This is a genomic window from Streptomyces sp. NPDC088733, assembly GCF_044751185.1.
In the GTDB taxonomy this organism is placed as follows: domain Bacteria; phylum Actinomycetota; class Actinomycetes; order Streptomycetales; family Streptomycetaceae; genus Actinacidiphila.
The window spans coordinates 330,680-354,519 of record NZ_JBIVLH010000006.1; the positions used below are offsets into that span (position 1 = coordinate 330,680).

At 72.6% G+C, this 23,840-nt stretch carries 20 protein-coding genes; 8 read left to right on the forward strand and 12 right to left on the reverse strand.

Annotated features, from left to right (window positions below):
- Positions 1-79: 79 nt before the first annotated feature.
- Genes ACIP64_RS14135 through wecB form a run of 4 tightly spaced genes read right to left on the reverse strand, consistent with a single transcriptional unit; the run spans position 80 to position 5,787 of the window.
- On the reverse strand, positions 80-2,248 hold the full coding sequence (locus ACIP64_RS14135) for a glycosyltransferase (protein WP_401585454.1): 2,169 nt from the start codon (positions 2,246-2,248) through the stop codon (positions 80-82).
- Positions 2,245-4,068, reverse strand: coding sequence for a hypothetical protein (locus ACIP64_RS14140; RefSeq protein ID WP_401585457.1), 1,824 nt, complete (start codon positions 4,066-4,068; stop codon positions 2,245-2,247). Before ACIP64_RS14140 ends, ACIP64_RS14135 begins: the two co-directional genes overlap by 4 nt.
- Positions 4,068-4,709: a class I SAM-dependent methyltransferase gene (locus ACIP64_RS14145; protein WP_401585460.1), complete on the reverse strand. Its 642-nt coding sequence runs from the start codon at positions 4,707-4,709 to the stop codon at positions 4,068-4,070. Before ACIP64_RS14145 ends, ACIP64_RS14140 begins: the two co-directional genes overlap by 1 nt.
- On the reverse strand, positions 4,702-5,787 hold the full coding sequence (gene wecB, locus ACIP64_RS14150) for a non-hydrolyzing UDP-N-acetylglucosamine 2-epimerase (RefSeq protein WP_401585462.1): 1,086 nt from the start codon (positions 5,785-5,787) through the stop codon (positions 4,702-4,704). Before wecB ends, ACIP64_RS14145 begins: the two co-directional genes overlap by 8 nt.
- A 293-nt stretch (positions 5,788-6,080) precedes the next feature.
- On the opposite strand from wecB, the gene ACIP64_RS14155 reads away from it, so the two are divergent.
- Genes ACIP64_RS14155 through ACIP64_RS14165 form a run of 3 tightly spaced genes read left to right on the forward strand, consistent with a single transcriptional unit; the run spans position 6,081 to position 9,714 of the window.
- Positions 6,081-7,283 carry a glycosyltransferase gene (locus ACIP64_RS14155; protein WP_401585465.1) on the forward strand — a complete coding sequence of 401 codons (1,203 nt, stop codon included), beginning with the start codon at positions 6,081-6,083 and terminating at the stop codon, positions 7,281-7,283.
- A 20-nt stretch (positions 7,284-7,303) separates the two neighbouring features.
- Positions 7,304-8,560 (forward strand): nucleotide sugar dehydrogenase, encoded by a 1,257-nt coding sequence (locus ACIP64_RS14160; RefSeq protein WP_401585468.1) that lies wholly within the window; start codon positions 7,304-7,306, stop codon positions 8,558-8,560.
- A complete protein-coding gene (locus ACIP64_RS14165; RefSeq protein ID WP_401585471.1) occupies positions 8,560-9,714 on the forward strand; it encodes a glycosyltransferase in 1,155 nt (384 codons plus the stop codon). Before ACIP64_RS14160 ends, ACIP64_RS14165 begins: the two co-directional genes overlap by 1 nt.
- Here the strand turns inward: ACIP64_RS14165 and ACIP64_RS14170 are convergent.
- From ACIP64_RS14170 to ACIP64_RS14195, 6 genes are all read right to left on the reverse strand, one after another.
- Complete coding sequence (locus ACIP64_RS14170; protein ID WP_401585474.1) at positions 9,701-11,122, reverse strand: hydrolase; 1,422 nt, start codon at positions 11,120-11,122, stop codon at positions 9,701-9,703. The two genes, ACIP64_RS14165 and ACIP64_RS14170, sit on opposite strands and share 14 nt — an antisense overlap.
- Positions 11,123-11,297: 175 nt before the next feature.
- Positions 11,298-12,320 carry a saccharopine dehydrogenase family protein gene (locus ACIP64_RS14175; protein ID WP_401585646.1) on the reverse strand — a complete coding sequence of 341 codons (1,023 nt, stop codon included), beginning with the start codon at positions 12,318-12,320 and terminating at the stop codon, positions 11,298-11,300.
- Positions 12,321-12,750: 430 nt separating this feature from the next.
- Positions 12,751-13,212: a hypothetical protein gene (locus ACIP64_RS14180; RefSeq protein ID WP_360899476.1), complete on the reverse strand. Its 462-nt coding sequence runs from the start codon at positions 13,210-13,212 to the stop codon at positions 12,751-12,753.
- 225 nt (positions 13,213-13,437) lie between these two features.
- Positions 13,438-14,517, reverse strand: coding sequence for a maleylacetate reductase (locus ACIP64_RS14185; RefSeq protein WP_401585477.1), 1,080 nt, complete (start codon positions 14,515-14,517; stop codon positions 13,438-13,440).
- Positions 14,514-15,389: an intradiol ring-cleavage dioxygenase gene (locus tag ACIP64_RS14190; RefSeq protein WP_401585479.1), complete on the reverse strand. Its 876-nt coding sequence runs from the start codon at positions 15,387-15,389 to the stop codon at positions 14,514-14,516. The genes ACIP64_RS14185 and ACIP64_RS14190 overlap by 4 nt, the downstream gene beginning before the upstream one ends.
- A 12-nt stretch (positions 15,390-15,401) precedes the next feature.
- Positions 15,402-17,159 carry an FAD-dependent oxidoreductase gene (locus ACIP64_RS14195; protein WP_401585482.1) on the reverse strand — a complete coding sequence of 586 codons (1,758 nt, stop codon included), beginning with the start codon at positions 17,157-17,159 and terminating at the stop codon, positions 15,402-15,404.
- 70 nt (positions 17,160-17,229) lie between these two features.
- Between ACIP64_RS14195 and ACIP64_RS14200 the strand changes: the two genes are divergently transcribed.
- From ACIP64_RS14200 to aroQ, 3 genes are read left to right on the forward strand one after another with little or no spacing between them, the layout of a single operon-like run.
- Positions 17,230-18,378 carry a helix-turn-helix domain-containing protein gene (locus tag ACIP64_RS14200; protein ID WP_401585485.1) on the forward strand — a complete coding sequence of 383 codons (1,149 nt, stop codon included), beginning with the start codon at positions 17,230-17,232 and terminating at the stop codon, positions 18,376-18,378.
- 58 nt (positions 18,379-18,436) lie between these two features.
- Positions 18,437-19,198, forward strand: a complete 762-nt coding sequence (locus tag ACIP64_RS14205) for a pirin family protein (RefSeq protein WP_401585487.1) — start codon at positions 18,437-18,439, stop codon at positions 19,196-19,198.
- A 22-nt stretch (positions 19,199-19,220) separates the two neighbouring features.
- Positions 19,221-19,682 (forward strand): type II 3-dehydroquinate dehydratase, encoded by a 462-nt coding sequence (gene aroQ, locus ACIP64_RS14210; RefSeq protein ID WP_401585489.1) that lies wholly within the window; start codon positions 19,221-19,223, stop codon positions 19,680-19,682.
- Positions 19,683-19,693: 11 nt separating this feature from the next.
- On the opposite strand, the gene grpE is transcribed toward aroQ, so the two are convergent.
- Together grpE and dnaK are read right to left on the reverse strand one after the other, a co-directional pair.
- Complete coding sequence (gene grpE, locus ACIP64_RS14215; RefSeq protein ID WP_401585492.1) at positions 19,694-20,392, reverse strand: nucleotide exchange factor GrpE; 699 nt, start codon at positions 20,390-20,392, stop codon at positions 19,694-19,696.
- Complete coding sequence (gene dnaK, locus ACIP64_RS14220; protein WP_401585494.1) at positions 20,389-22,269, reverse strand: molecular chaperone DnaK; 1,881 nt, start codon at positions 22,267-22,269, stop codon at positions 20,389-20,391. Before dnaK ends, grpE begins: the two co-directional genes overlap by 4 nt.
- Before the next feature lie 134 nt (positions 22,270-22,403).
- Between dnaK and ACIP64_RS14225 the strand changes: the two genes are divergently transcribed.
- Positions 22,404-23,249 carry an NUDIX domain-containing protein gene (locus tag ACIP64_RS14225; protein WP_401585497.1) on the forward strand — a complete coding sequence of 282 codons (846 nt, stop codon included), beginning with the start codon at positions 22,404-22,406 and terminating at the stop codon, positions 23,247-23,249.
- Positions 23,250-23,304: 55 nt separating this feature from the next.
- Positions 23,305-23,829 (forward strand): O-acetyl-ADP-ribose deacetylase, encoded by a 525-nt coding sequence (locus ACIP64_RS14230; RefSeq protein WP_401585500.1) that lies wholly within the window; start codon positions 23,305-23,307, stop codon positions 23,827-23,829.
- The last annotated feature ends 11 nt before the right edge of the window (positions 23,830-23,840 follow it).

The following is a 23,840-nucleotide window of genomic DNA, read 5'->3' on the forward strand; positions in this document are numbered from 1 at the left end:
AGTGAGGCGTCCCGTGCCGTCCGGGACGGCCACGGTCCGGCCGCGGGACGGGTGATCGCCCGTCCCGCGGCTCGGCCGCTCAGTGTGCCGCGGAGCCGGTGAGCAGCTCGGTCCACGCGGCGCGGACCTTGTCCAGGCCGAAGGACTCCCGGAGCCAGCCGCGCGCGTGCCCGGCCTCGGCCTCCCAGCCGTCCTCGACCAGGGTGTGGATCGCATCCGCCATCGCCTCGGGGGAATCGTGGATCCACCGGCGGTCGTAGATCGTGTCCGCGCCCGGCCAGGGCAGCAGTGCCGGGACGGCGCCGGAGGCCATTCCCTCGGCCGGGGCCAGGTGGAAGCTCTCGTCGTCGCTCGTGGAGAGCACGAAGCCGATCCGCCGCAGCCAACTGGCCACGTCGGCGCCGAAACTGTCGAAGACGACCGCGTCCTCCAGCAGCGGAGCGGACTGCACCCGGCGCAGGATCGCGTCGTAGTGCGTGCGCTCCTCAGGCTTGTTCCAGATCCACCAGTAGTCCCACGGCATCTTGGACTTCACCGACAGCTGCCAGCGCGGGTCCCGCGCGCGCAGTGCCTCCAGCACGTCCAGCCCCAGGTCCAGCCGCTTGCGGGCGGGGGCGATGCCGATCATGCCCAGGCGGTAGCGGGCGTCGGCGGACTTGGGACGGTCGAGCTGGCGGTCGTCCACCCAGTTGGGGATCGTCACGATCTTCTCGGCCGGCCAGCCGGTGCGCTCGCGGGTCAGCTCGCTGTAGTGCGGGCTGACGCAGACGATCTGGTCGACGGCGTCGATGTCGACCTTGTCGGGGTAGCCCGCGTACAGCTCGAAGCGGTGCAGCCGGACCAGCAGCCGGGAGCCGCGCCGCTTGTTGTGGCTGTACCAGATGGCCGCCGGGCCGCACCATTCCACGACCACGACATCGGCCCAGGCGGCCAGTTCACGGCTGACCGCCACATCGTGCTTGGCCAGCGCGGGCCACGCGTCGATGCGCACCTCGACCCCGGGCAGTGCCTGGAAGTGGTCGAGCAGCCGGGTGAAGAACTTCAGGTCGTGGCTGGCCACCACGACGCGCAGTGGCCGCGTGCGCTTCCCGAGTCCCGCCGGCTCCGGGGGGAAGGCCCGGTCGAGGTGACCGCGCAGCCGCTCGGCGGCCCGTTCCAGCGAGAAGTGCGCCGCGGCCTCCTGGCAGCGCTTCGCCGCCAGCCGGTAGGCCTCCTTGGAGCCGGCGGCGACGGCCACCGCCTCCGCCGCGTCCTCCAGGGTCCCGCGGCCGGGGACGAAGAGCGGGTAGTCGGCACCGAGCAGTGCCTCGTGCGCGGGTGTGCGGTTGAGCACCACCGGCAGCCCCAGGGTGCCGAACTCCAGCACCTTCGTGGACAGTTCGAGGCTCGCGTCCAGATCCGGGTGGCGCCAGCCGAGCCCCACGTCGCAGCCCGCCGCGATCCGCATCGCCTCCTGGCGGGGCATGCCGCCGTGGTGCACCACGCCCGGGGTGGTGCCGAGCGCGCGCTCCATGCGGTCGTGGAACTCCGGGTGCAGCGGGTCCTCATGGATCTTGTCGCCCACCGTGTGGAGCTCGGCCCGCACACCGCGCGCGGCGAGCGCGCGCGGCAGCTCCGTCATCTCCAGGGTGTTCCAGCGCGGCGCGAACTTGCCCGTGTAGACCATGCGTACGGGGTCACCCGCCGCCTGGTGCTCCTGCAGGTCGAAGTCGGGCAGCGGCACGCTCGGCGGGTAGAGCACGCACTTGCCGCAGGCCTCGGGCACGTACGCCTCGATGAAGCAGCGCAGTTCCTCGGTCTGGCACAGCAACTGCTGCGAGGCCTCGGCGATCCGGGCCAGGTCCTGGGCGGCCTCGGCGGTCATCTCCGCCGCCGACTGCGGGATGTCGGTCAGGTACGCCCAGATCCGCCCGTCGAAGTCGCCGTCCGCCACGATCTGGGTGACCGCCCGGCGGCCGCGCAGCACCAGCAGGTCGCAGGGCTGCTCCTCGTCCAGGGCACGCAGCTTCCGCGAGGCCTGGACGGGGGAGAGCACCCGGTCGGTCGTCACGACGGTGACACCCGGCAGAGCCGCGAGCGGGTCGACCAGCCGCCCGGTGCGCACCGGTGCCTTGAGGACCAGCCGGACCTCGCACCCCGCCAGCGACAGGGCCTGCACCATCGACTGCGCCCAGACCGCGGAGCCGTCGATGAGATTGAGGTCCACGTCCCCGTAGACCATCGCGCGAATCGTGCGCGGCGCCGTCATCGTGCGTCCTCCTGGCGGATCGTGAACAGCCGTGCCGCGCCCTCCGGGGCGCGCCACAGTGACTTGCGGACGAGTGCGGGCCGGAACCCGTTGACCTGCGGCACGAACCCCGAGCCGTCGGCGCTGTAGCCGACCGCGTCGGCGCCGGAGCACTCCTGGGCGCACATCAGGTCGAGAAGGTGGGCCGCCTCGCGTTCCTCGCCGAGGTCGGTCCAGTCGGCGACCCAGGGCGTGGTCGGCCCGTCGCCGGAGGCCCGTACGGTGACACCGCCGGCGGTGAGTTCCGCCAGTTCCGTGCCGGGCGTGGGAACCAGCACCTCGGCGGGCCGGTGGAGCTGCGCCAGGACCTGCCCGATGAGCCGGGAGATCTCCTCGCCGTCACGCGGGTCGGCGAGCACGGCGATGCGCCGGCCGTCCAGCGGGTCGACGGCGCCGGCGATCCGGGCGAGCTGCGACAGCCGGACCCGGGTGGCCCGGGCGGCGAAGATCTCCCGCAGGTCGGCCCGTTCCGTGGTCGCCAGGTCCAGCCGGGCCGGCTGCACGCCGGTGTCGCCGTCGATGACGGCGTCCCAGGGGAAGCGGGACAGCCCCGGGGCGCCCGACGCGGGACCGTCGCGCCACAGGACGGTCGGGCGGCCCGCGGCGCGCGCGGTCGAGAGCAGCTCGGCGAGCCGCCGGTCCAGGTCGGGCGCGAGTCCGGTGCCGGTGTGCGTCCACGGGCCGGGGCCCGTGCAGGCGCTGAGCTGCACGACCAGCACGTCGGGGTCCGTGCGCTCCGCGACGAGCGTGGCGTCGTGCGGCAGCGCGCGGTTGACGACCGCGTCATGGGCGAAGTCGGCCGCCGTCGCCGCGTTGAGCACACCGGCGACGACCAGGCGGTCCCGGGGCCCCGCGGAGAAGGCGCGGTGCGCGAGGTGCAGCCGGTCCCCGTCGGCCGCGGCGGCCTCGGCCAGCGCGGAGGCACCCGTCTTCGGCCGGGCCGCGACCGGCCCGCCGCTCTTGCTGCGCCCGCGCCACATCCCGTACAGCTCGCGCGGCAGCCGTGCCGAGCCGCGCAGCGGGGAGCGGGCCGCGGAGATCAGCACCTGGCCGACCCGCAGCGAGGTGGAGCCCTGGAGCATGGCGACCCGGGCCTCCAGCACGCCGACCCGGTCCCGGGCCTGGCGCAGCGCCGCGGCGATCTGGTCGCGTTCGCGGACCGCGGCGACCGCCCGGTCCGCGCCGCTCTCGTCGCGCAGCGTCTCCAGGGCCCGGCTGTCCTCCTCGTGGCGCCGTTCCAGGTCGAGCAGCCGGTCGCGCTGGGCGCGTGAGACGAAGTCGGTCAGGACGTACTCGCCGGCGATGCGCAGCGCGGTGGCGTTGCCGTCGCCCTCGCCGGGCACCGGGCGGCCCGCACCGTCGTGGAGCGGCAGCAGGCTGTCGGTGCACGCGAAGACGGCGCCGCCGTGCAGGTGGACGTAGCCCAGCCCGGCGGCGCGCAGCACCTGGCAGCGGTGGGCGACCAGCCCGTCCAGCAGCCGGTGGTAGGGCAGTTCGGTCGTGGTGTGGCCGAAGACGACGAGGCCGCGGCCGCCGGGCCGCATCCGGCCGAGTGCGGCCGTGAACGCTTCTTCGTTTCCGTGCCGCGCGGGATCCGGGCCGTACGACAGCAGGAGGAGCTGTCCCTCGCCGACCGGTTCCCGGTCGTCCGGGCCGGAGCGGGTGAGGCCGATGCCCTCGGGCAGGTGCAGATACGGCTCGAGGGGAATGCCGCCGCCGGTCGCGTCGACGATCTCGGTCACGCCGTCAAGGTGCGGGTGGAGCAGATCGAGCAGGCGCATCAGGAGGTCCTCGTGAAGACATGGAAACCGACCCGGTTCTCCCGGAAACCGTACGGCGTGAAACCCGTGTGGCGCAGGCCCAGCGGTTCCACGACGGCCCGGTACTCGGCCGCGGGGCGGTGCAGGATGTAGTCGCCCCGGGGCGTCCGGACCGGCGCGTCCTCGTCGGAGACGATGAGACGGCCGGTCAGGCGCACCAGGGAGGCGAGGTTGATCAGGGACGACTCCCAGAGCGCGTCGTCCATGACGTGGAAGAGCACATCGACGCCGAGCACCACGTCGTACAGCCACGGGCTGCGCCACGCGTCGAGCTGCGAGACCGCGTAGCGCGGGCCGCCGCCGAGTGCGCGGGCCTGCTCGACGGCCTCGGGGCTGGCGTCGAAGGCGTCGACGCGGTGGCCGCAGCGGCTCAGGGCGCGGGCGAACCACCCCTTGCCGCAGCCGGCGTCGAGCACGAACAAGGGGTCGGTGCCGTTGCCGGCGTCGCCGGTGTGGCGCAGCAGCTCGGCCAGGCGGACGGCGTAGAAGACCTCGTTGCCCGCGCGTTCCAGGCCGATGTGCCCGCTGGAGGCCAACTCGTCGTGGCGCCGGTGGCGGTTCTCCCAGTAGTCCCGGGTCTTCTGCCCCGACGGATCAGACATGGTGCTCCAGCCATTCGGTCATGATCCTGGCGATGCGCTCGCCCGAGCGGCCGTCCCACAGGGGCGGCCCCTCCGGGGCGGCCAGCCCGCCGTTCAGCACCTTGAGCAGCGCGGGCACCAGGCTGTCGGGGTCCACCAGCCGGTTGGTGCCGTGGGTGACGGTCACCGGGCGCTCGGTGTTGGGGCGCAGCGTCAGGCACGGCACGCCGAGTACGGTCGTCTCCTCCTGCACGCCGCCGGAGTCGGTGATGACGGCGGTGGCGCCGCGCAGCAGGCCCATGAAGTCGAGGTATCCGAGCGGTTCGACGATCCGCACGCCCGGCGCCCCGGCCAGGCCCGCCGCCTCCAGGGCGGCGCGTCCGCGCGGGTGCAGCGGGATCACCAGCTCCAGCTGCTCGGCGGCGCCGCGCAGTGCCTGCACGGCGGCGGCCGCCGCGGCCGGGTCGTCGACGTTGGCCGGACGGTGCAGGGTCACCACGCCGTAGCGTTCGGACAGTCCGTGCGCGGCGCGGGCCGCCTCGGGGTCGAAGCGCGGCAGGTGGGACATGAGGGTGTCGATCATGGGGTTGCCCACGAAGTGCACCCGTGCCGGGTCCACACCCTCGTTGGCGAGATGGCCGACGCCCTCGGGGCTGGTGACGAAGAGCAGGTCGGACAGCTGGTCGGTCACCCGCCGGTTGACCTCCTCCGGCATGGTCATGTCGAAGCTGCGGAGCCCCGACTCGACGTGGGCGACCGGCAGTCCCAGCTTCGACGCGACGAGCGCCGCCGCGAGCGTGGAGTTCACGTCACCGTAGACGGTGACGAGTGCGGGGGAGCGGGCGGACAGCTCGTCCTCCAGCGCGACCAGCAGCGCGGCGGTCTGCCGCGCGTGGCTGCCGGAGCCGACGCCGAGGTCCACATCCGGCTCGGGCAGGCCGAGTTCCCGGAAGAAGATGTCCGACATGCGCTCGTCGTAGTGCTGCCCCGTGTGCACGACGGACTGCGGCTGACCCGCTGCCCGCAACGCGGCGACCACGGGGGCGGCCTTGACGAAGTTCGGCCTGGCGCCGACTACATGGACTACCGAGCCGAGCACGGTGACTCCTGTTGGGTGGAGGTGCGTAGGGTGGACTTGTGCGACGTCGTACTGTGCGTGCCTTGATTCTTGCCGCTTCCGTAGCGGCCCGTCATCTTCGTAGCGATCCGGTGCGGGCTGCCGGCCTCGCCCTGCGCCTTGCGCCGGGCCCGGTCCGCCGTCCCGCCGGCTGGGCCCTGTCCCGGCTCCCGGCTCGTGATCCGCACCGGGTCCGTGGTGCAGGGGGTGATGCCTACGGACCGACCGCGGTGCTCGCGCCGCGCGGTACTCCGGGGACCCCGGTACCGGGGCGTGTGCTGCACCTGGTCACCAACTCGCTGCCGTACCGGAACGCCGGGTACACCGTACGCACCCACGCGATCGCGCGCGCCCAGCGACAGGCCGGGCTCGACCCGCAGGTGGTCACCCGGCTGGGCTTCCCGGTGGCGCAGGGTGTGTGGGACGGCCGGCCCACGCAGGTGGTGGACGGGGTGCCCTACCACCGGCTGCTGCCCGCGACCATGCCGGCGGCACCCGGTGCCGTTCTGGCCCGCAACGCGGAACTGGCCGCCCGTCTGGTCGAACAGCTGCGCCCGTCGGTGCTCCACGCGGCCACCGACCACCCGAACGGCCGAGTGGCGCTGGCGTTGCGCGAGTCGTTCGGACTCCCCGTCGTGTACGAGGTGCGCGGCTTCCTGGAGGAGACCTGGCTGACCCAGGGGCCCGGCCGTAGCCCGGACTCCGCGTCCTTCCGCGAGCGGCGGGCGCTGGAGACGCACTGCATGCGCGAGGCCGACATGGTGTTCACCCTCGGTGAGGCCATGAAGGAGGAGATCGTCTCGCGCGGAGTTCCCGAGGAGCGGATTCTCGTTGTGCCGAACGCCGTGGACGACGTCTTTCTGGAACCGCTTCCGGACGCGGGTCCGCTGCGTGCCCGGCTGGGTATCGCCCCGGACGAATTCGTCGTCGGCACGGTCTCCACGCTCACCCCGCACGAGGGCATCGGCACCCTGCTGGCAGCGGGCGCCGAACTGCGGCGCCGGGGCGTGCCCCTGCGCCTGCTCATCGTCGGTGACGGACCGTTGCGCCCGGCGCTCGAGCGGCAGGCGGCCGAGTTGGGCCTCGGCGACAGCGCGATTTTCACCGGCCGCGTACCTTACTCGGAGGTGCGGTCGTATCACGCGGTATTGGACGTTTTCGCTGTTCCGCGGACGCCCGATCGGGTATGTCAATTGGTGACCCCACTGAAACCGGTCGAGGCGATGGCGAGTGGTCTTCCTGTTGCTGCAAGTGATCTCAAGGCCATGGGCGAACTCGTCGAAGACGAAGTGAACGGAAAACTAATTTCATCAGACGATCCTTACGCGTGGGCAGAAACGCTCGAAGTATTGCTCTATAGTGCGAAACTACGACGGATCATGGGTGAGGCTGCCCGCACCCGAGTGGCTAGTGATCGTACCTGGGCACATATCGCCGGGCGGACGCGCGACGCCTACCGGAGGCTGGGCGCCTCATAGCGCTCGGGATGGTGCGGCAAATGACGGTGGACCTCGCAGTTGTAGGCCTCGGATACGTGGGACTTCCTCTCGCCCGCGAAGCCACGGCAGTGGGACTCAGTGTGGTGGGGCACGACCTCGACGCCAGAGTGGTGGACGGGCTCAACGCCGGCCGTTCCCACGTGGACGATGTCTCCGACCTCGATCTGGAGCGGATGCTGGCGGCGGGTTTCACCGCCAGCACCGCGCCGGACAGCCTCTCGGAGGCCCAGACGGTCATCATCTGCGTCCCGACCCCGCTGTCCGCCGACGGCGGGCCCGACCTCACCGCCGTCACCGGCGCCGGTGAGGCCATCGCGGCCCGCCTGCGGCCCGGGATGCTGGTCGTCCTGGAGTCGACGACCTACCCGGGCACCACGGACGAGGTCCTGCGGCCCATCCTGGAACGCTCGGGACTTCGCGCGGGAGTGGACTTCGCGCTCGCCTTCTCACCCGAGCGCATCGACCCGGGCAACAAGAAGTACGGCCTGCGCGAGACCCCCAAGATCGTGGGCGGGCACACCCCGGAGTGCGCGGAGCGCGCCGTCGCCTTCTACAGCAAGCTGGTCGACACCGTCGTCCAGGCCAAGGGCACCCGCGAGGCCGAGATGGCCAAGCTGCTGGAGAACACCTACCGGCACGTCAACATCGCGCTGGTCAACGAGCTGGCGGTGCTCTGCCGCGAACTCGACGTCGACATCTGGAACGCCATCGACTGCGCGGCGACCAAGCCGTTCGGCTTCCAGGCCTTCCGGCCCGGCGCCGGCGTCGGCGGCCACTGCATCCCCATCGACCCGAACTACCTTTCCTACAAGGTCCGCACCCTCGGCTACGAGTTCCGCTTCGTCGAGCTCGCCAGGGAGATCAACCACCGCATGCCCGAGTACGTGGTGCGCCGTTCGCAGGACCTTCTCAACGAGGCGGGCAAGCCCGTGAACGGCTCACGGGTGCTGCTGCTCGGCGTCACCTACAAGCCCGACATCGCCGACCAGCGGGAGACCCCGGCGATCCCCATCGCCCGGCTGCTGCGCAAGCTCGGCGCCCATGTGAGCTATGACGACCCGTACGTGGACAGCTGGACCGTCGACGGCAAGCCGGTGGCACCGGCCGGGGACCTGCCCTCCGCCCTGGCTGAGCACGACCTGACCATCCTTCTCCAGGACCACAGCGCGTACGACCTGCAGGACATCGCCGATCGGGCGCGCCTGCTGTTCGACACGCGCGGACGCGTGAACCGGCCCGACGTCGAGGTGCTGTGATGCACGTTCTTGTGGTGACCATCGTGCACCACCCCGAGGACGCCCGGATAATGCACAGGCAGATCGCGGCGCTCCTCGACCGCGGGCACACCGTCACGTACGCCGCGCCCTTCAGCGCGCGGGGCGTGACGCCACGGCCCGACGTGGAAGCGGTCGATCTGCCGCGCGCCATGGGGCGCGACCGGCGCGCCGCGGTGCGGGCCGCGCGCCGGATGCTCGACGCGCGCGGACCCGCGGCGGACGTCGTCCTGCTGCACGACCCGGAGCTGCTGCTCGCCCTGCCCGGTGCGCTGCGGCACTGGCGGCGCATCGGCGCCCGGCGGCCCGCCGTGGTCTGGGACGTGCACGAGGACACGGCGGCGGCGATCGCGATGAAGGGCTGGGTGCCGAAGCTGCTGCGCCCGCCGGTGCGGCTCGCGGTGCGCGCCGCGGAGCGGATCGCCGAACGGCATCTGCACCTGCTGCTCGCCGAGGACGCCTACCAGGAGAGGTTCCGGCGCATCCACCCCGTCGTGCCCAACCTGGTGACGGTGCCGCCGGGCAACCCGGTGCCCCCGGGCGACGACCGGGTGGTCTACCTCGGGCAGCTGTCCCGTGCCCGGGGCACCGAGGAACTCATCGCCATGGCACGGCTGCTGGCCCCTGAGGTCAAGGTCGAGGTGATCGGCGCCGCCGACGGCGACGTTCGGGCTTTACTGTCCGCCGCCGACCGCGACGGCGTGCTGCGCTGGCACGGTTTCCTGCCCAACGACGAGGCGCTCGGCCGGCTGCGCGGAGCGCTCGCCGGGATGTCCCTGCTGCGTGACGAGGCCAATTACCGCCATTCCCGGCCGACCAAGGTCGTGGAGTACATGGCGTACGGCATCCCCGTCGTCAGCACCCCCAACCCGCTCGCTGCCGATCTGGTCAAGGAGCACGACTGCGGGATCCTCGTGCCCTACGAGGACCCCGCCGCGGCGGCGGAGGCCGTGCGGCGGCTGCGCACCGACGCGGAGCTGCGCGGCCTGATGGGCGCGCGGGGGCACGCGGCGGCGCTGTCGGTTCTCAACTGGCCCGACCGGGCTGGGGAGTTCGTCGCAGGTCTGGAGGACTGGGCGGCAGCGGCCGCTGCCGCCGCCGCCCAGCCGGGTGCCGCGGCGATCACCTCACGGTGAGCGCGGTGTCGTCGATGACGAAGGACGTCGGGATCTGCGAGCCCTCGGTGCCGGTGAACCTGAGCGTCACCGTCTGGCCCGCGAAGCCGGCGAGGCTGAAGCTCTTGAGCGCCCAGCCGGAGCCGGCGTCCAGGTTGGACCAGGTGCCCAGGGTGGTGGAGCCGGCGGCCGCGGTCAGCTTGTCGTAGGCCGTGGTCGTGGTGGTCTCGTCGGTGTCCACGTGCAGGTAGAAGCTGAACGTGGCCGAGGTGCAGGCCGCGGGGATCGTCACCGTCTGGGCGAGGGTGTCGGTGTGCGCGGAACCGTAGCCGTCGAGCCACGCCTTGTAGGAGCCGGTGCGGGCCGCCTGGTCCGCCGAGTTGGTGATGACACCGCTGGAGGCCGTCCAGGCGGTGCTGCCCGACTCGAAGCCCGGGTTGCCGAGCAGTTGGGCGGCGGTGCAGGTGCCGCCGCCCCCGCCCCCGCTGCCGGTCGCGCCCGAGAGCCACTCGGTGGCGTTCAGGGCGAGCGCGGCGTTGGTGGCGCCGGAGTCGTTCCAGCCGTCGTAGAGGGTGTTTCCGGAGGCGCCGGTGCCGTCGTCGATGGGCGAGCTGTCGCCCCAGAAGGCGACCCGGCCGCTGCCGAAGGTGCTGGTGGCGAAGAAGGCGCCGGTGTTGCCGGAGTAGCCGGTGCGGTAGAGCAGGCCCTTGACGGAGGAGTTGTCGGCGGGCTTCAGGGTGGCGGTGGTGCCGCTGGCGATCAGGCTCTTGGTGACGGTGCCGAAGGAACCGTGCAGCACGGCGTTGGTGCTGTCGCTGACGGCCTTCGGGTAGTCCGAGCCGATGCTGAGCGTGTCGACGGAGAAGCCGAACGGGTCGGTGCTGTCGACGGAGTTGTTGCCCATCAGGTCGTTGATGACCTCGACCGCGTCCTCGCCGTCGTTGTTGCGGTCGGCGCCGGTGTGGTCGGAGATGAGGAAGAGCCCGCCGCCGGCCTGCACGAACTTCATCACGGCGGTCTTCTCGGCGGCGGTGAGCAGCACGTTCGGCTCGGGCAGCACGAAGGTGTCGAAGTTCTTCAGGTCCGTGGCGCTGGACGTGCCGTAGGTGATGGTGCCGCCCGACGGCAGGGTCTTCAGGGAGTAGGCGCCGGTCCGCTGCAGGGCCACGCCCCAGGAGGACAGGGCGCCGGTCCAGTCGGTTTCCGCCGAGGGGGTGGCGTCCTGGCCGAGCGGGTCGGGCTGGCTGGTGCTGATGACCCAGTCGGCGTTGCCGGCCGTCTCGGCGTGGGCGTTGTCGAACAGGACGCGGTGCGGGGTGGCCGCGTGGACGGCGGTGGGGGCGGCCGCCTGCAGGGCGGTGGCCGTGAGCAGCGCGCCGAGGACCGCGGCGGACGCGGTGAGCCGGCGGGTGGGGGCAGATCGGGGCATCCTGCAGAACCTCCTGTGTGGGGGTGTTCAGAGAGGCGGTGCGGACTGATTCTGCGCGCGTAGATCAAGGGGGGACGTGCGTCGCACATGACGAACTATTGAACGGTACATGGCAAGTTCGCCGCCGGGGTGGCGGACGGCAGGACGTTCGCCCGGCGGCGGAACCGGCTGTCGTTCAACCGATGTGCGGCCCGTTGCGCCGCACACCGTCCAGTTCCAGGACGAAATCGGCGCCCAGGGCGGAGGAGGGGGTGTGCGTGCCGCGCGGCAGATCCGGCAGCCGCGGCACGATCCGCAGCACCGAATCCACCGTCAGGGCATAACCGTTGGGCGTGGACAGCGCCGCCTGGGCCTCGCCGCCGCGCGGATCGCGGGCGCGCGCCCACACCTGAGAGCGGGTACGGGCCAGCGCCCGTTCGCCCGGGCCGCGCACGAAGCGGTCGATCCCGGCGCGGGCAGCACGCCGCACCGGCCCGACCGCCAGCAGCCGGTCCACCAGCGGAGCGGCCGGCAGCCACGTGTAGGTCGAGATGTTCGGGATGCCCGTCGAGTGGTACGCCGTGCTCACATCGCCCCACGCGACACTCGCCACCGGACGGTCGCCGGTGCGGAAGGAGGCCGTGACGCGGTGCCGGCCCAGCGGTACGTCGCGGATCACGCCGTCGATCCTGGCCCGGCCGCCCGCCCCGTTGTCCAGCGCCTCCAGTGCGGAGCGGGCGGTGCCGGGACTGGCCCCACCCCCGGCGAGGAACGCCAGGTCCAGGTGGGTCGCACCGGGCAGCGCGGCCGCCACGGTCGCCGCCAGGCAGTCGGTCGGCACGACGTCGAAGCCCGCGCCGGGCAGCAGCGTCACCCCGGCCGCGCGGGCGCGGTCGCCGAGCGCGTGCAGCCGCTCCAGCACGTCGATCTCGCCGGTGATGTCGAGATAGTGCGTCCCGGTGACCAGGCACGCCTCCACCATCGGCAGCGCCGTCGCCGAGAAGGGGCCGGCGCAGTGTGCGACCGATGCCATCCCGGTCAGGGCCTCGCGGAGACCGGCGGCGTCACCGAGGCCCACCACCCGGTACGGCAGCCCGAGTTCCGACGCCAGGGGCTCCAGCGCGGTGGCGCTGCGTCCGGCCAGCACCGGGCGTTCCCCCCGGGCCACGGCTTCCCGCGCGATCAGGCGTCCGGTGTACCCGGTGGCTCCGTACAGCATCCACGTCACGCGAGCGGCTCCCCTCGAATCGGTGGTCCGGAGCCGATGTTACCCGCCGGTCACCACGGGGCGCAGCGAGTGGCGCGGTGCCGGGGGAGGCGACGGAAGGGCGATCATCCGACCAGCCGCTGAAACGACAATGACACGCCCTCGAACGAGGGGGGCGTGCTCACCCGATCCAGTGGCGCGGCGGGGCTGGGACGTACCACCGGCGTATGCGCTGCGTTGCATGGGGACATGGAGAGCACATCCATCGCTGCCCGCGGGTGCCTGATCGCCGGCCACGCCGACCATCACCTCACCTACGCCGAACTCACCGGCGCGTACTGGCTGGACCCGCCGATCTACTCCGAACTCGTCGCCGACTGGCGGGGCGCGGGGCGGACGGTCCCGCGCCGCACGGGCGCGGACGAGCCGGAGCCGGACCCGCTCAGCGGTGACAGTCGGCCGCGACCGCGGCCTGGAACAGAGCCAGTTCCACCACGGTAGGGGTGTGCAGCGTCCCGTTGCCGTCCGGTGGCACGAGCCACCGCAGCGCCCCCGCCCCCGCCGCCCGGTACGGCGGCGGGACCGCGATCCACGCGCCCGCGCCGGCGTACCGGATGCCCGAGCCCACCCATCTGCTCACCGGATCCGGGGGCAGGAAGAAGCCCACCCGATGGGACGCCGCGTCCGCGAGCGTCGGGCCCGGCTCCGCCCCCGGCATGCGCAAGAGGGCGTCGAGGGCGAGCAGTCCGAGATCCTCGGGGACGCTCAGCACGTCCCAGAACCGTCCCGCGGGCAGCAGTGCGGTGCCGCTCTCCCCGTGCTCCCACTCGCGTTTGCACGCCCGCGGATCCGCCGCGGCGGCCGCCAGCCATTCCGTTGCCTGCTTCGGTGCCGTATTCCTCATGGGCCTTACCATGGTAGATATTTCTACCTGGCGGAAGGGGTGGCGGGGCATGGCGTTTGAGGGTCGAAAACACTTGTTTTCCGAATGCGCGTACGCCCCTGTGAGCTGCGGCGCATGGAGTGACGGCCCTTCCCAAGGGTGATTTCTCGCCAGCAATTCCGAATGGCCCCGACAGGCCCCGGCGGCTTTTGTTTCCGGATTCGCGGAGGGCCGCCGGGGCCGGGGTCAGAGGGCGGCGGGCGGGGCTCCCTCGAAGGCGGCGGTGAGGACCGCGCGGACGTCGTCCGCGAGGGCGGGGCGGGGGTTGGCGTACGGAGCGGCGGTGGCGATCTCCGCGGCGCGGTTGATGTCCGCCCGGCCGAGGCCGAGTTCGGCCAGGGAGCGGGGGGCGCCGAGCCGGCCGCCGAGGGAGTGCAGGGCGGCGGCCGGGTCGTCGGTGGCCATGGCGCGACCGAGCGCCGCCGAAGCCGCGGGCGCGGCGGGGGCGTTGAAGGCCAGCACGTACGGCAGCAGCACGGTGTGGGTCTCCGAGTGCGGGAGGCCGAAGGTGCCGCCGAGCACGTGGGCCAGCTTGTGATGCAGGCCCATGGTCGTCGCGCCGAGGCACGCGCCGCACAGCCACGCCCCGTACAGGGCGTCGCCGCGGGCCCCGGGACCGGCCGGGTCGGCGACGACACGGGGGAGCGCGCCGGCCAGGGCCCGCACCCCCTCCTCGGCCATCAGCGAGACGATGGGCGTGGAATCGGGCGCGTACAGTGCCTCGACGGCGTGGGCCATCGCGTTGACGCCGCTGGTGACGGAGAGCGCGGGCGGCATCGACACCGTCAGTTCCGGGTCGTAGACGACGCTGCGCGGCAGGACGCGGGGGTCGCGACCGGTGCGCTTGACGGCGTCCTCGGTCAGTCCCCACACCGACGTCATCTCCGAGCCGGAGTACGTCGTCGGCACGGCGATCAGCGGCAGTCCCGTACGCAGCGCGACCGCCTTGCCGAGGCCGACCGCCGAGCCGCCGCCGACCGCGACCAGGCCGTCCGCGTCCACGTCCCGGGCGGCCTCGACGGCCTCGTCGGCCGCCTTCACCGGGACGTGCATCACCGCGCCCGGGTGGACACCCGCGCAGGCCGCGCCGAGCGAGTCGGCGACGGCCCGCGCGGTGTCCAGGCCGTGCCGCCCGGACACCACCAGCACACGGGTCAGCCCGAGCCGGTCCGCCTCGCCGGCGACGGCGGTGGTGGCGGACCCGGCGCGGAAGACGACCCGCATCGGCAGGGACTCGTGGACGAAGTCCAGGCCGTCGGCGCTCATGACGGCCGCAGCACGATGTCGAAGCCGGCCAGCCGGAACGGGGCCTTCACCCCGTACTCCGCCGCGAGCGCGGCGTCGTCGACCTCGGTGAACGTCTGCACCAGGCTCTTCTTCACCGCGAACACCGCGTCCGAGTCCAGGTACGCGCTGTCCTCGACGAAGATGTGCGTGGTCACCGGCTGGAAGCCGGTGTGCGCCGCGATGAAGTGGATGTGCGCCGGCCGGTACGGATGGCGCTCGGTGGCGCCGAGCAGTTCGCCGACCGGGCCGTCCGTCGGGATCGGGTAGTGCGCCGGGACGACCGTGCTGAAGCGGAAGCGCCCCTCCTCGTCGGTGGTGAACAGCCCGCGCCCGTTGCCTTGCGGCTGCGCCCCCGGCTGCTGCACGTCGTAGAAGCCGTTGCCGTCGGCCTGCCACACGTCCACCATCGCGCCCGCCAGCGGGGTGCCGTCCACCGACAGCACCCGCCCGGTCACCACGCACGGCTGCCCGGTGCCCATCATGTCGATCGAGTCGCCGAAGCCGCGCTCGGGCGAGTCGACCATGTGGAACGGGCCGAGCACGGTGGAGTCGGTGACCGGCTCACCGGCCGTGCCCGCGGCCTTGCGCTGGTTGATCGTCTCGACCAGCATCGACACGCCGAGGACGTCGGAGAGCAGGATGAACTCCTGCCGTGTGTCGTCGCACTTCTGCCCGGTGCGGGTCAGGAAGTCGACTCCCCACTCCCACTCCTCCATCGTGGGCTCGACCTCGCGGATGAAGTCGTGCAGATGGCGTGTCAGGCTGCCCAGGATCTCGCGCAGCCGCGGATCGGGCGTGCCGGCGAAGCTCTCCACGACCGCCGGGGTCGCGCTCTCTTCGGTGAAGTCCATCGTGGCTCCTTGTCAGTCCCGTCCCAGGATGCGCCGCAGCGCCCCGCCGAGCACGGACCGTGCCTCGGCCTCGTCGCCCGCCCCGCCCGTCTGCCGGAAGGCGACGTACAGGTCCGGGCGGACCAGCAGCACGCCGGTGTCGCCGGTCTCGCGCAGCCGCGCCCAGTCGCCGTAGGGGTCCTCGTAGTCCTGCCCGGGGCCGATCACGGCGGTTCCGATGTCCAGCCCCAGCTCGGCGCCGACGGCGCGGGCGGCCGCCACCCAGGTTTCGCCGCCGATGCCCGTGAGCAGCGTGAAGCGTCCGCGGCCGCCCAGGTCCAGGGTGGACAGGGCGCGGGTGCCCGCGGTCAGCCAGGCGTGCGGCAGCTTGGCGCCGGGGCGGCTGCTGGGCTGGTGGTGGAGTTCGGGGTCCCGGTCGAAACCGGGGTCCGCGGTGCCGTCGGGGACGACCGCCGCCGAGGAGTAGCGCTGGTTGAGCTCGACGCCGTGGGCGTTGAACTCGTAGCGCTTGAAGTCGATCGCCTCGCGCAGCCGCTGCCGGCGCTTCTCGCCGGCGGGCGAGGCCTCCTTGCGCGCCTCCATGTTGGCGACGAGCTGCTCCGGGCTCTGCGGGGCGAGCAGGTCCAGCGCCTCGAAGACCGGGGCGGTCTCGCCGATGGACTTGTTGGCGCGGGTGACGATCTGCTTGCCGACCGGGGCGCGTTCGGCGGTGTAGCTGTCGAGCAGCGACGGCGCCGCGGTGCCGTCGAGCACCAGCTTCAGCTTCCACGCCAGGTTGTAGGAGTCCTGGACGGAGGTGTTGGATCCCAGTCCGTTGGACGGCGGGTGCCGGTGAGTGGCGTCGCCCGCGCAGAAGACCCGGCCGCTGGAGTACGTCGTGGCGTACATCTCGTTGACCGTCCAGGACGAGCTGGAGCGGATCGTCACCGGCAGGTCGTCGTCGCCGATCAGCCGGCGGACCACCGACAGGGCGTACTCCTCGGTGAGGTCCGGCGGGGCGGCCTCGACGTCGTAGCCCCACACGATCAGCCACTCGTTCCACGGCTTGACGTTGCGCACCAGGCCCGCGCCGATGCCGCCGACCGTCGCCCCGGGGGTCAGGACCCAGTAGAGGGTGCCCGGCCGGTGGGCGGTCCAGCGGGACAGGTCGGCGTCGAAGAGGATGTTGATGCTCCCCGCCACCCCCATCCTGCCGTCCATCGGCAGGCCCGCGTCCTCGGCGACCTGGCTGCGGCCGCCGTCGGCGCCGATGAGGTACTTGGCGCGGATGGTGTACTCGTCGCCGCGCAGGGTGTCCTGCACGGTCACGGTCACGCCGTCCGCGTCCTGCACGAAGGACTTGTAGACGGTGCCGTAGCGCAGCTTGGTCCCGCGGGCGACGGCGGCGTCGACGAGCACCGGCTCCATGAGATGCTGCGGCATGTCGCACATGCGGGTCGGGCTGGCGAGTTCGTGCGCGGCCTGGACCAGCGGGTCGTTGCCCCAGGAGCGCAGGCGGCCCAGCTCCTCGCCCGCGATGCTGGTGCAGAAGACCGTGTTGTCCATCAGCGGCTGGGGTGTCGCCTTGGCGATCACCTCCTGCTCGACGCCCAGGTCGCGCAGGACCTCCATGGTGCGCTGATTGGTGATGTGCGCCCGGGGGGTCGCCGACAGGCGGTCGTACCGGGTCACGACGACGTTGGGGACTCCGTACGTGCTGAGGGCGAGCGCGGCGGTCGCCCCGGCGGGCCCGCTCCCCACGATCAGCACATCGGTTTCGATGCTCTCCATCAAAGCGGCTCCCTGACGGATAATTGAAATGGCAACGAAACGAATGGTGATCCCGCGGGAGGTTTTCGGCGTGTCTCAATCCGATACACCGCACGAGGCACTGCTGCTCGGTGCCTACCTGCGCGAGCGGCCGGAGGCGCGTGCGGTCGTCGCCGCCGACGGCAGGTCGCGGCTCGTGAGTGCCGAGGCCGCCAGAAGGCTCTCCGAAGAAGCCCTGGACCTGCTGGAACGGCGGGCCGGGGGCATGGTGAGGGACGGCCGCGCGGAGGGCTGCGAGCTGCCTCTGCCGGGCGGCGGCTGGTCCGCCCGGCTGCGCGCCGTGCAGGACGCCGGCGAGGTCATCGGCGCCGTGGCGGTCCTCACGCCCACCGGCGACGCGGGCACCCCGCCGCCCGTCGTGCCGGACCCGCGGCTGCCGGGGCTCGTCGGCGCCTCGGGGTCCTGGCGCTCCGCGGCGGCCCGTGCCGTGCAGCTCGGGCACTCACCCGGCACGCTGCTGATCGCGGGTGAGCCCGGCACCGGCAAGACCGGCGTGGCCCGCGCCGTGCGCCCGGACGCCGTCGAGCTCGACGCGGCCCAGGCCACCGCGGGGGCCGCGCACGAGTGGGTGGAGCGGCTGGCCGCCATGGACGCCCCGGTGCCGGTGCTCGTCCGGCACCTGGAGGCGCTGGACGCGGGCGCCGCCGCACTGCTGGTGGCACTGCTGGACCGCTTCCCCCGGATGCCGCTGACCGCCACCTCCACGCCGGGGGACCCGGTGGGCGGCGCGTGCGTGGACCGGCTCCTGGGACGGCTGGCGGCCCGCTCCGTGACACTGCCGCCGCTGCGTGAGCGCCCCGAGGACCTGCCGGGCCTGCTGGCCGCGCTGAGCCCGCGCCCCGCGCCCGGTTATCCGCCGCTGACCTGGACGGTGGAGGCCAGGCGGGTCCTGGAGCGGCACAGCTGGCCGGGGAACGTGGCGGAGCTGCGGCTGGTCGTGCGCGAGCTGGCCGACCGGCGCCGGCTGACGGCGCCGGTCCGCCCCGACGAACTGCCGGACGCCGTGCGCGGCGCGGCCGGCGGGCGCCGGCTGGGCAGTCTGGAGCGGGCCGAGCGCGACGCGATCCTGGACGCGCTGCGCACCCACGGCGGCAACAAGGCGCGCGCCGCGCAGGCGCTCGGTATCGCCCGTGCGACGGTCTACCGCAAACTGCGGAGCTACGGCATCCAGGGAATATAGTTTAGAATTCAACATGTTAGCCCGGCTGTACGCACGCCCCCCGCAGGAGGAGACCCCCATGACCACCCAGCTGGATGTCCGCCGCGCAGGACAGCGGTTCCACACCCGTGCGGGCTGGCTCGACTCGCACCACTGCTTCTCCTTCAGCCACCACTACGACCCGAAGAACACCCACTTCGGCCTGCTGCTGGTCTCCAACGACGACGTCGTCGCGCCCGGCACCGGCTTCGACACCCACCCGCACCGCGACATGGAGATCGTCACCTGGGTGCTCGACGGCGGCCTCGTCCACCAGGACTCCGAGGGCCACAACGGCGTGATCTACCCGGGCCTCGCCCAGCGCATGAGCGCCGGCACCGGCATCCTGCACAGCGAGAAGAACGACTCCTGGAAGATCACCGGCGGCGCCGAGCACAAGGACCCCGTCCACTTCGTGCAGATGTGGGTCTTCCCCGACGAACAGGGCATCAAGCCCGGCTACGAGCAGCTGGACATCAACGACGAACTCGCCCGCGGCGGCTGGGTCACCGTCGCCTCCGGCATGGACCGCGACCGCGACCAGCGCGCCATCTCCATCGCGCAGAAGCACGCCGCCCTGCGGGCCTCCCGCATGACCGCGGACCAGAGCCTCGCGCTGCCGACCGCGCCCTTCGTCCACGTGTACGTCGCCAAGGGCGAGGTCGCGCTGGAAGGCGCCGGCCTGCTGTCGAAGGGCGACGCCGTACGCGTCACCGGGTCCGAGGGCCAGCGGCTGACCGCCGGCGCCGAGGGCGCGGAAGTCCTGGTGTGGGAAATGGACGCCGCCGTCACCTTCGGGTGACGACGTGGTAGACCTGAGGGCCATGACCCGCACTCTCGCCCACGCGCCGATCATGGTCCTCAACGGTCCCAACCTCAACCTGCTCGGGCAACGGCAGCCGGAGATCTACGGCCCCGAGACGCTCGCCGACGTCGAGGCCCTCTGCGCGACGACGGCCGCGCGCCACGGCGGCTCCGTCGACTGCCGCCAGAGCAACCACGAGGGGCAGCTCGTGGACTGGATCCACGAGGCGCGCGAAGGGCACTGCGGGATCGTCATCAACGGGGCCGCCTATACGCACACCTCGATCGCGCTGCTCGACGCGCTGAACGTCTGCGAAGGACTGCCGGTGGTGGAGGTGCACATCTCCAACATCCACCGGCGCGAGTCCTTCCGGCACCACAGCTACCTCTCGCAGCGCGCCGACGGTGTCATCGTCGGCTGCGGCATCCAGGGCTACGCCTTCGCCGTGGAACGCGTGGTGTCGCTGCTCGCGGCGGCCTGAGCCCCCGGCGGTCAGGCCTCGCCCGGCCGCCAGTCCGGCCACTCGCCCGGGTGGTCGGCCCAGTGCACCTGCTGGGGATCGGACACATCGATGTCCGGGAACGCGTCGCGCACCCGCAGCTCGAACTCCTCGCGCTCCAGCTGCTGCCAGCCACGGCCGCGGAGGTGCACCCGCCGGTAGCGGTGGTCCTCCGCGAGCGGGGCGACGTCCACCTTGTGGGTTGTCTCCATGCCTCCAGGGTGCACCTGAGCGCGCCGGGCCGCAGGTCTGGCCACCACCACCTCGGCCGGGCGCAGCAGATGCCCGCCGACCCGGTAACCCGGGCGCACGACCTCCGCGCACACCGGGCCCTCCCCCTCCGCCCCGCCCGCGGTGCCCACCGCCTCGTGCCGCACCGGGTCGAAGGGGTCGCCCGGCGTGCCGAAGGACCGCAGGCCCAGCTCGCCGAGCCGGGTCTCCAGCACCTCCACGACCGCACCGAACCCCTGCGTCACCTCGCCCAGCTCCCTGGCCCGGTCCACCGCGTCCAGGACCGGCAGCAGGCCGCGCAGCACATTGGCGACGGCGATCTCGCGCACCGCCAGGCGGTCCCGGTGCACGCGCTTGCGGTAGTTGTCGTACTCCGCCTTCAGCCGCTTGAGGTCCGCCGTGCGCTCGGCCAGGCGCGCACGCAGCTCACCCGTCCCCTCCGGCGGGGCGGCGCCGTTCATCCCGTGCCCCCCTCCCGCTTGTCGTCGTCGACGATCTCGGCGTCCACCACGTCGCCGTCGCCGTCGTCGCCCGCGGCGGACGGCGGGGGTTCGGCCCCCTGGCCGGCGCCCGCGGACTCGGCCTGGGCCCGGGCGTACATCGCCGTGCCGATCTTCTGCGCCGTCGCGCTCAGCCGCTCGGTCGAGGTGCGGATGGCCGCCGTGTCGTCGCCCTCGGCCGCGAGCTTCTCCTTCAGGTCCGCGACCGCCGCCTCCGTCTCGGACCGCAGATCGGCCGGGACCTTGTCGGGGTTGTCGCGCAGCAGCTTCTCGGTCGAGTAGACCAGGCCCTCCGCGGTGTTGCGGGTCTCGGCGGCCTCGCGGCGCCTGTGGTCCTCCTCGGCGTACTGCTCGGCCTCGCGCATCATGCGGTCGATGTCGGTCTTCGGCAGCCCGGAGCCGCCCGTGACCGTCATCTTCTGCGTGGTGCCGGTCCCCAGGTCCTTCGCCGCCACGTGCATGATGCCGTTCGCGTCGATGTCGAAGGAGACCTCGACCTGCGGCACCCCGCGCGGCGCGGGGGGCAGCCCGGTCAGCTCGAACACGCCCAGCTTCTTGTTGTACGCCGCGATCTCGCGCTCGCCCTGGAACACCTGGATCTGCACCGACGGCTGGTTGTCCTCGGCCGTGGTGAAGATCTCCGAGCGCTTGGTCGGGATGGTCGTGTTGCGCTCGATCAGCTTGGTCATAATGCCGCCCTTGGTCTCGATGCCCAGGGACAGCGGGGTGACGTCGAGCAGCAGCACGTCCTTGACCTCGCCCTTGAGGACACCGGCCTGGAGACTCGCGCCGATGGCCACGACCTCGTCCGGGTTCACGCCCTTGTGCGGGTCCTTGCCCGTCAGCGACTTGACCAGGTCCGTCACCGCCGGCATCCGGGTGGAACCGCCGACGAGGATCACGTGGTCCACGTCGGAGACGTCGATCCGGGCGTCCTGCACCGCCTGGTGGAAGGGCGACTTGCAGCGCTCCAGCAGATCCGCGGTCAGCTGCTGGAACTGGGCGCGGGTCAGCTTCTCGTCCAGGTGCAGCGGACCCTCGGCGGACGCCGTGATGTAGGGCAGGTTGACGGTCGTCTCGGTCGACGACGACAGCTCGATCTTCGCTCGCTCTGCGGCCTCGCGCAGGCGCTGCAACGCCATTTTGTCCTGGGACAGGTCCAGCCCGTAGCCGCTCTTGAAGCGCTCGACGAGATGGTCCACGATGCGCTGGTCCCAGTCGTCGCCGCCCAGCTGTGTGTCGCCGTTGGTGGCCTTGACCTCCACCACGCCCTCGCCGATGTCGAGCAGGGACACGTCGAAGGTGCCGCCGCCCAGGTCGAAGACGAGGATCGTCTGGTCGTTCTCCTTGTCCAGGCCGTAGGCCAGCGCCGCGGCGGTGGGCTCGTTGATGATGCGCAGGACCTTGAGCCCGGCGATCTCGCCGGCCTCCTTGGTCGCGGTGCGCTGCACGTCGTCGAAGTACGCCGGGACGGTGATCACCGCGTCCGTCACGTCCTCGCCGAGGTACGACTCCGCGTCCCGCTTCAGCTTCTGCAGCACCCGCGCCGAGATCTCCTGGGCGGTGAAGCGCTTGCCGTCGATCTCGCCGGAGTCCGGGAACCGCCAGTCGGGGTCACCCATGTGCCGCTTGGCCGAGCGCGCCGTGCGCTCCACATTGGTCACGGCCTGGCGCTTGGCGATCTCGCCGACGAGGACCTCGCCGCCCTTGCCGAAGGCCACCACGGAAGGCGTGGTCCGCGCTCCCTCGGTGTTGGTGATGACGGTGGGCTCACCGCCCTCCAGCGCGCAGACCACCGAATTGGTGGTGCCGAGGTCAATACCGACCGGACGTGTCATGTCAGTCGCCTCCTCCCCTCCAGGGTGCGACGACGCGGGGCCGATCACCAGACGGCGGGGCCGGGCGGAGGAGGCCGCCCCCTTCCGGAATATTCGCGCTGTCGGTGACGGCGGGCGCTGCTAGCGTCGGCCAGATGTCCTCACTGAGTGCAGGAGTGATCCTCTTCCACGACCAACACCTCGCCGTGCACGACGACTTGACCCTGCCCCTGGCACCCGTCCCGCCGCGCGGCAACCCCGCGGCGGCAGCCCGGGAGGCGGCCCGCAGCGCCCTCGGCGTGGACGCCCGCATCGACGCCTCACCCTGCCTGGAGGTGCGCGCGACCGCGGGCACCGAGCTGTACTTCCGCGCCGCGGCACCGCCCCTGCCCGCCCCCGCCCCGCCCCGGCTGCTCACCCGGCAGGAGGCACTGCACCTGCCGCTCGCGCCGTGGACCGCGTGGGAGGCCATCCTGCGCTCCTGGGACGGGCCGCCCTGGTGGCGGGGCCGGCTCGTCCTGGAGGAGCCCGTCGGCCGGCCGCCCAAGCGGACCCGCGCCGGGGCAGTGATCATCCGCGACGGGCACATGCTGCTGATCCGTTACCGGCACCGCCGCGGCGACTACTACGAGATACCCGGCGGCGGCGTCGAGCCCGGGGAGACCCCGCAGGCCGCGGTCGTGCGCGAGCTCGCCGAGGAGACCGGGCTCACCGGCACCGTCGGCCGCGAGATCGCCCGTGTCGACCGGGTCCACCGCGGCTCGCACCCGGGCCACTACTTCCTCGTCGAGGTCGCCGGCACCATCGGCCCGCGGTCCTCCCTCGACCTGGAGAAGGGCGCCGCCCCGGTCTGGGTCCCCGTCGCGGACCTGCGGCACCTGCCCCTGTGGCCCAAACGGCTCGGCTGGCGCATCGCCCACTGGCACGACGCGGGCTGGCCGCAGCAACCCGCCGAGTTCTGCGACTCGCTGCTCGACCTCGAGGTGCCCTGCGACTGGTGATCGCCCGGCGGAAAACGCGGGGCGCGGGGCCGCGCGCGGTGGCAGGATCACCGGCATGACACACATCGTCCTGGTCCAGGGGGACATCACCGAACAGGCTGTGGACGCCGTCGTCAATGCCGCCAACTCCTCGCTCCTGGGCGGTGGCGGCGTCGACGGCGCGATCCACCGCCGCGGCGGTCCGCAGATCCTGGAGGAGTGCCGCGCACTGCGCGCCTCCCACTACGGTCGCGGACTGCCGACCGGGCAGGCCGTCGCCACCACCGCGGGGCGGCTGCCCGCCCGCTGGGTCATCCACACCGTCGGCCCGGTGTGGTCGGCCACGGAGGACCGCTCGGCGCAGCTGGCCTCGTGCTACCGGGAGTCGCTGCGCGTGGCGGACGAGCTGGGCGCCCGTACGGTGGCGTTCCCGGCGGTCTCCACGGGGGTGTACGGCTGGCCGCTGGAGGGTGGGGCGCGGATTGCGCTGGAGACTGTGCGGGGGGTGCGGGGGGCGCGGGGCGCCCTGGAGGAGGTGCGGTTCGTGCTCTTCGACGAGCGTGCCTACGCGGTCTTCGAGGCCGTCCTCTCGGCAGGCTGATCCTGCCAGGT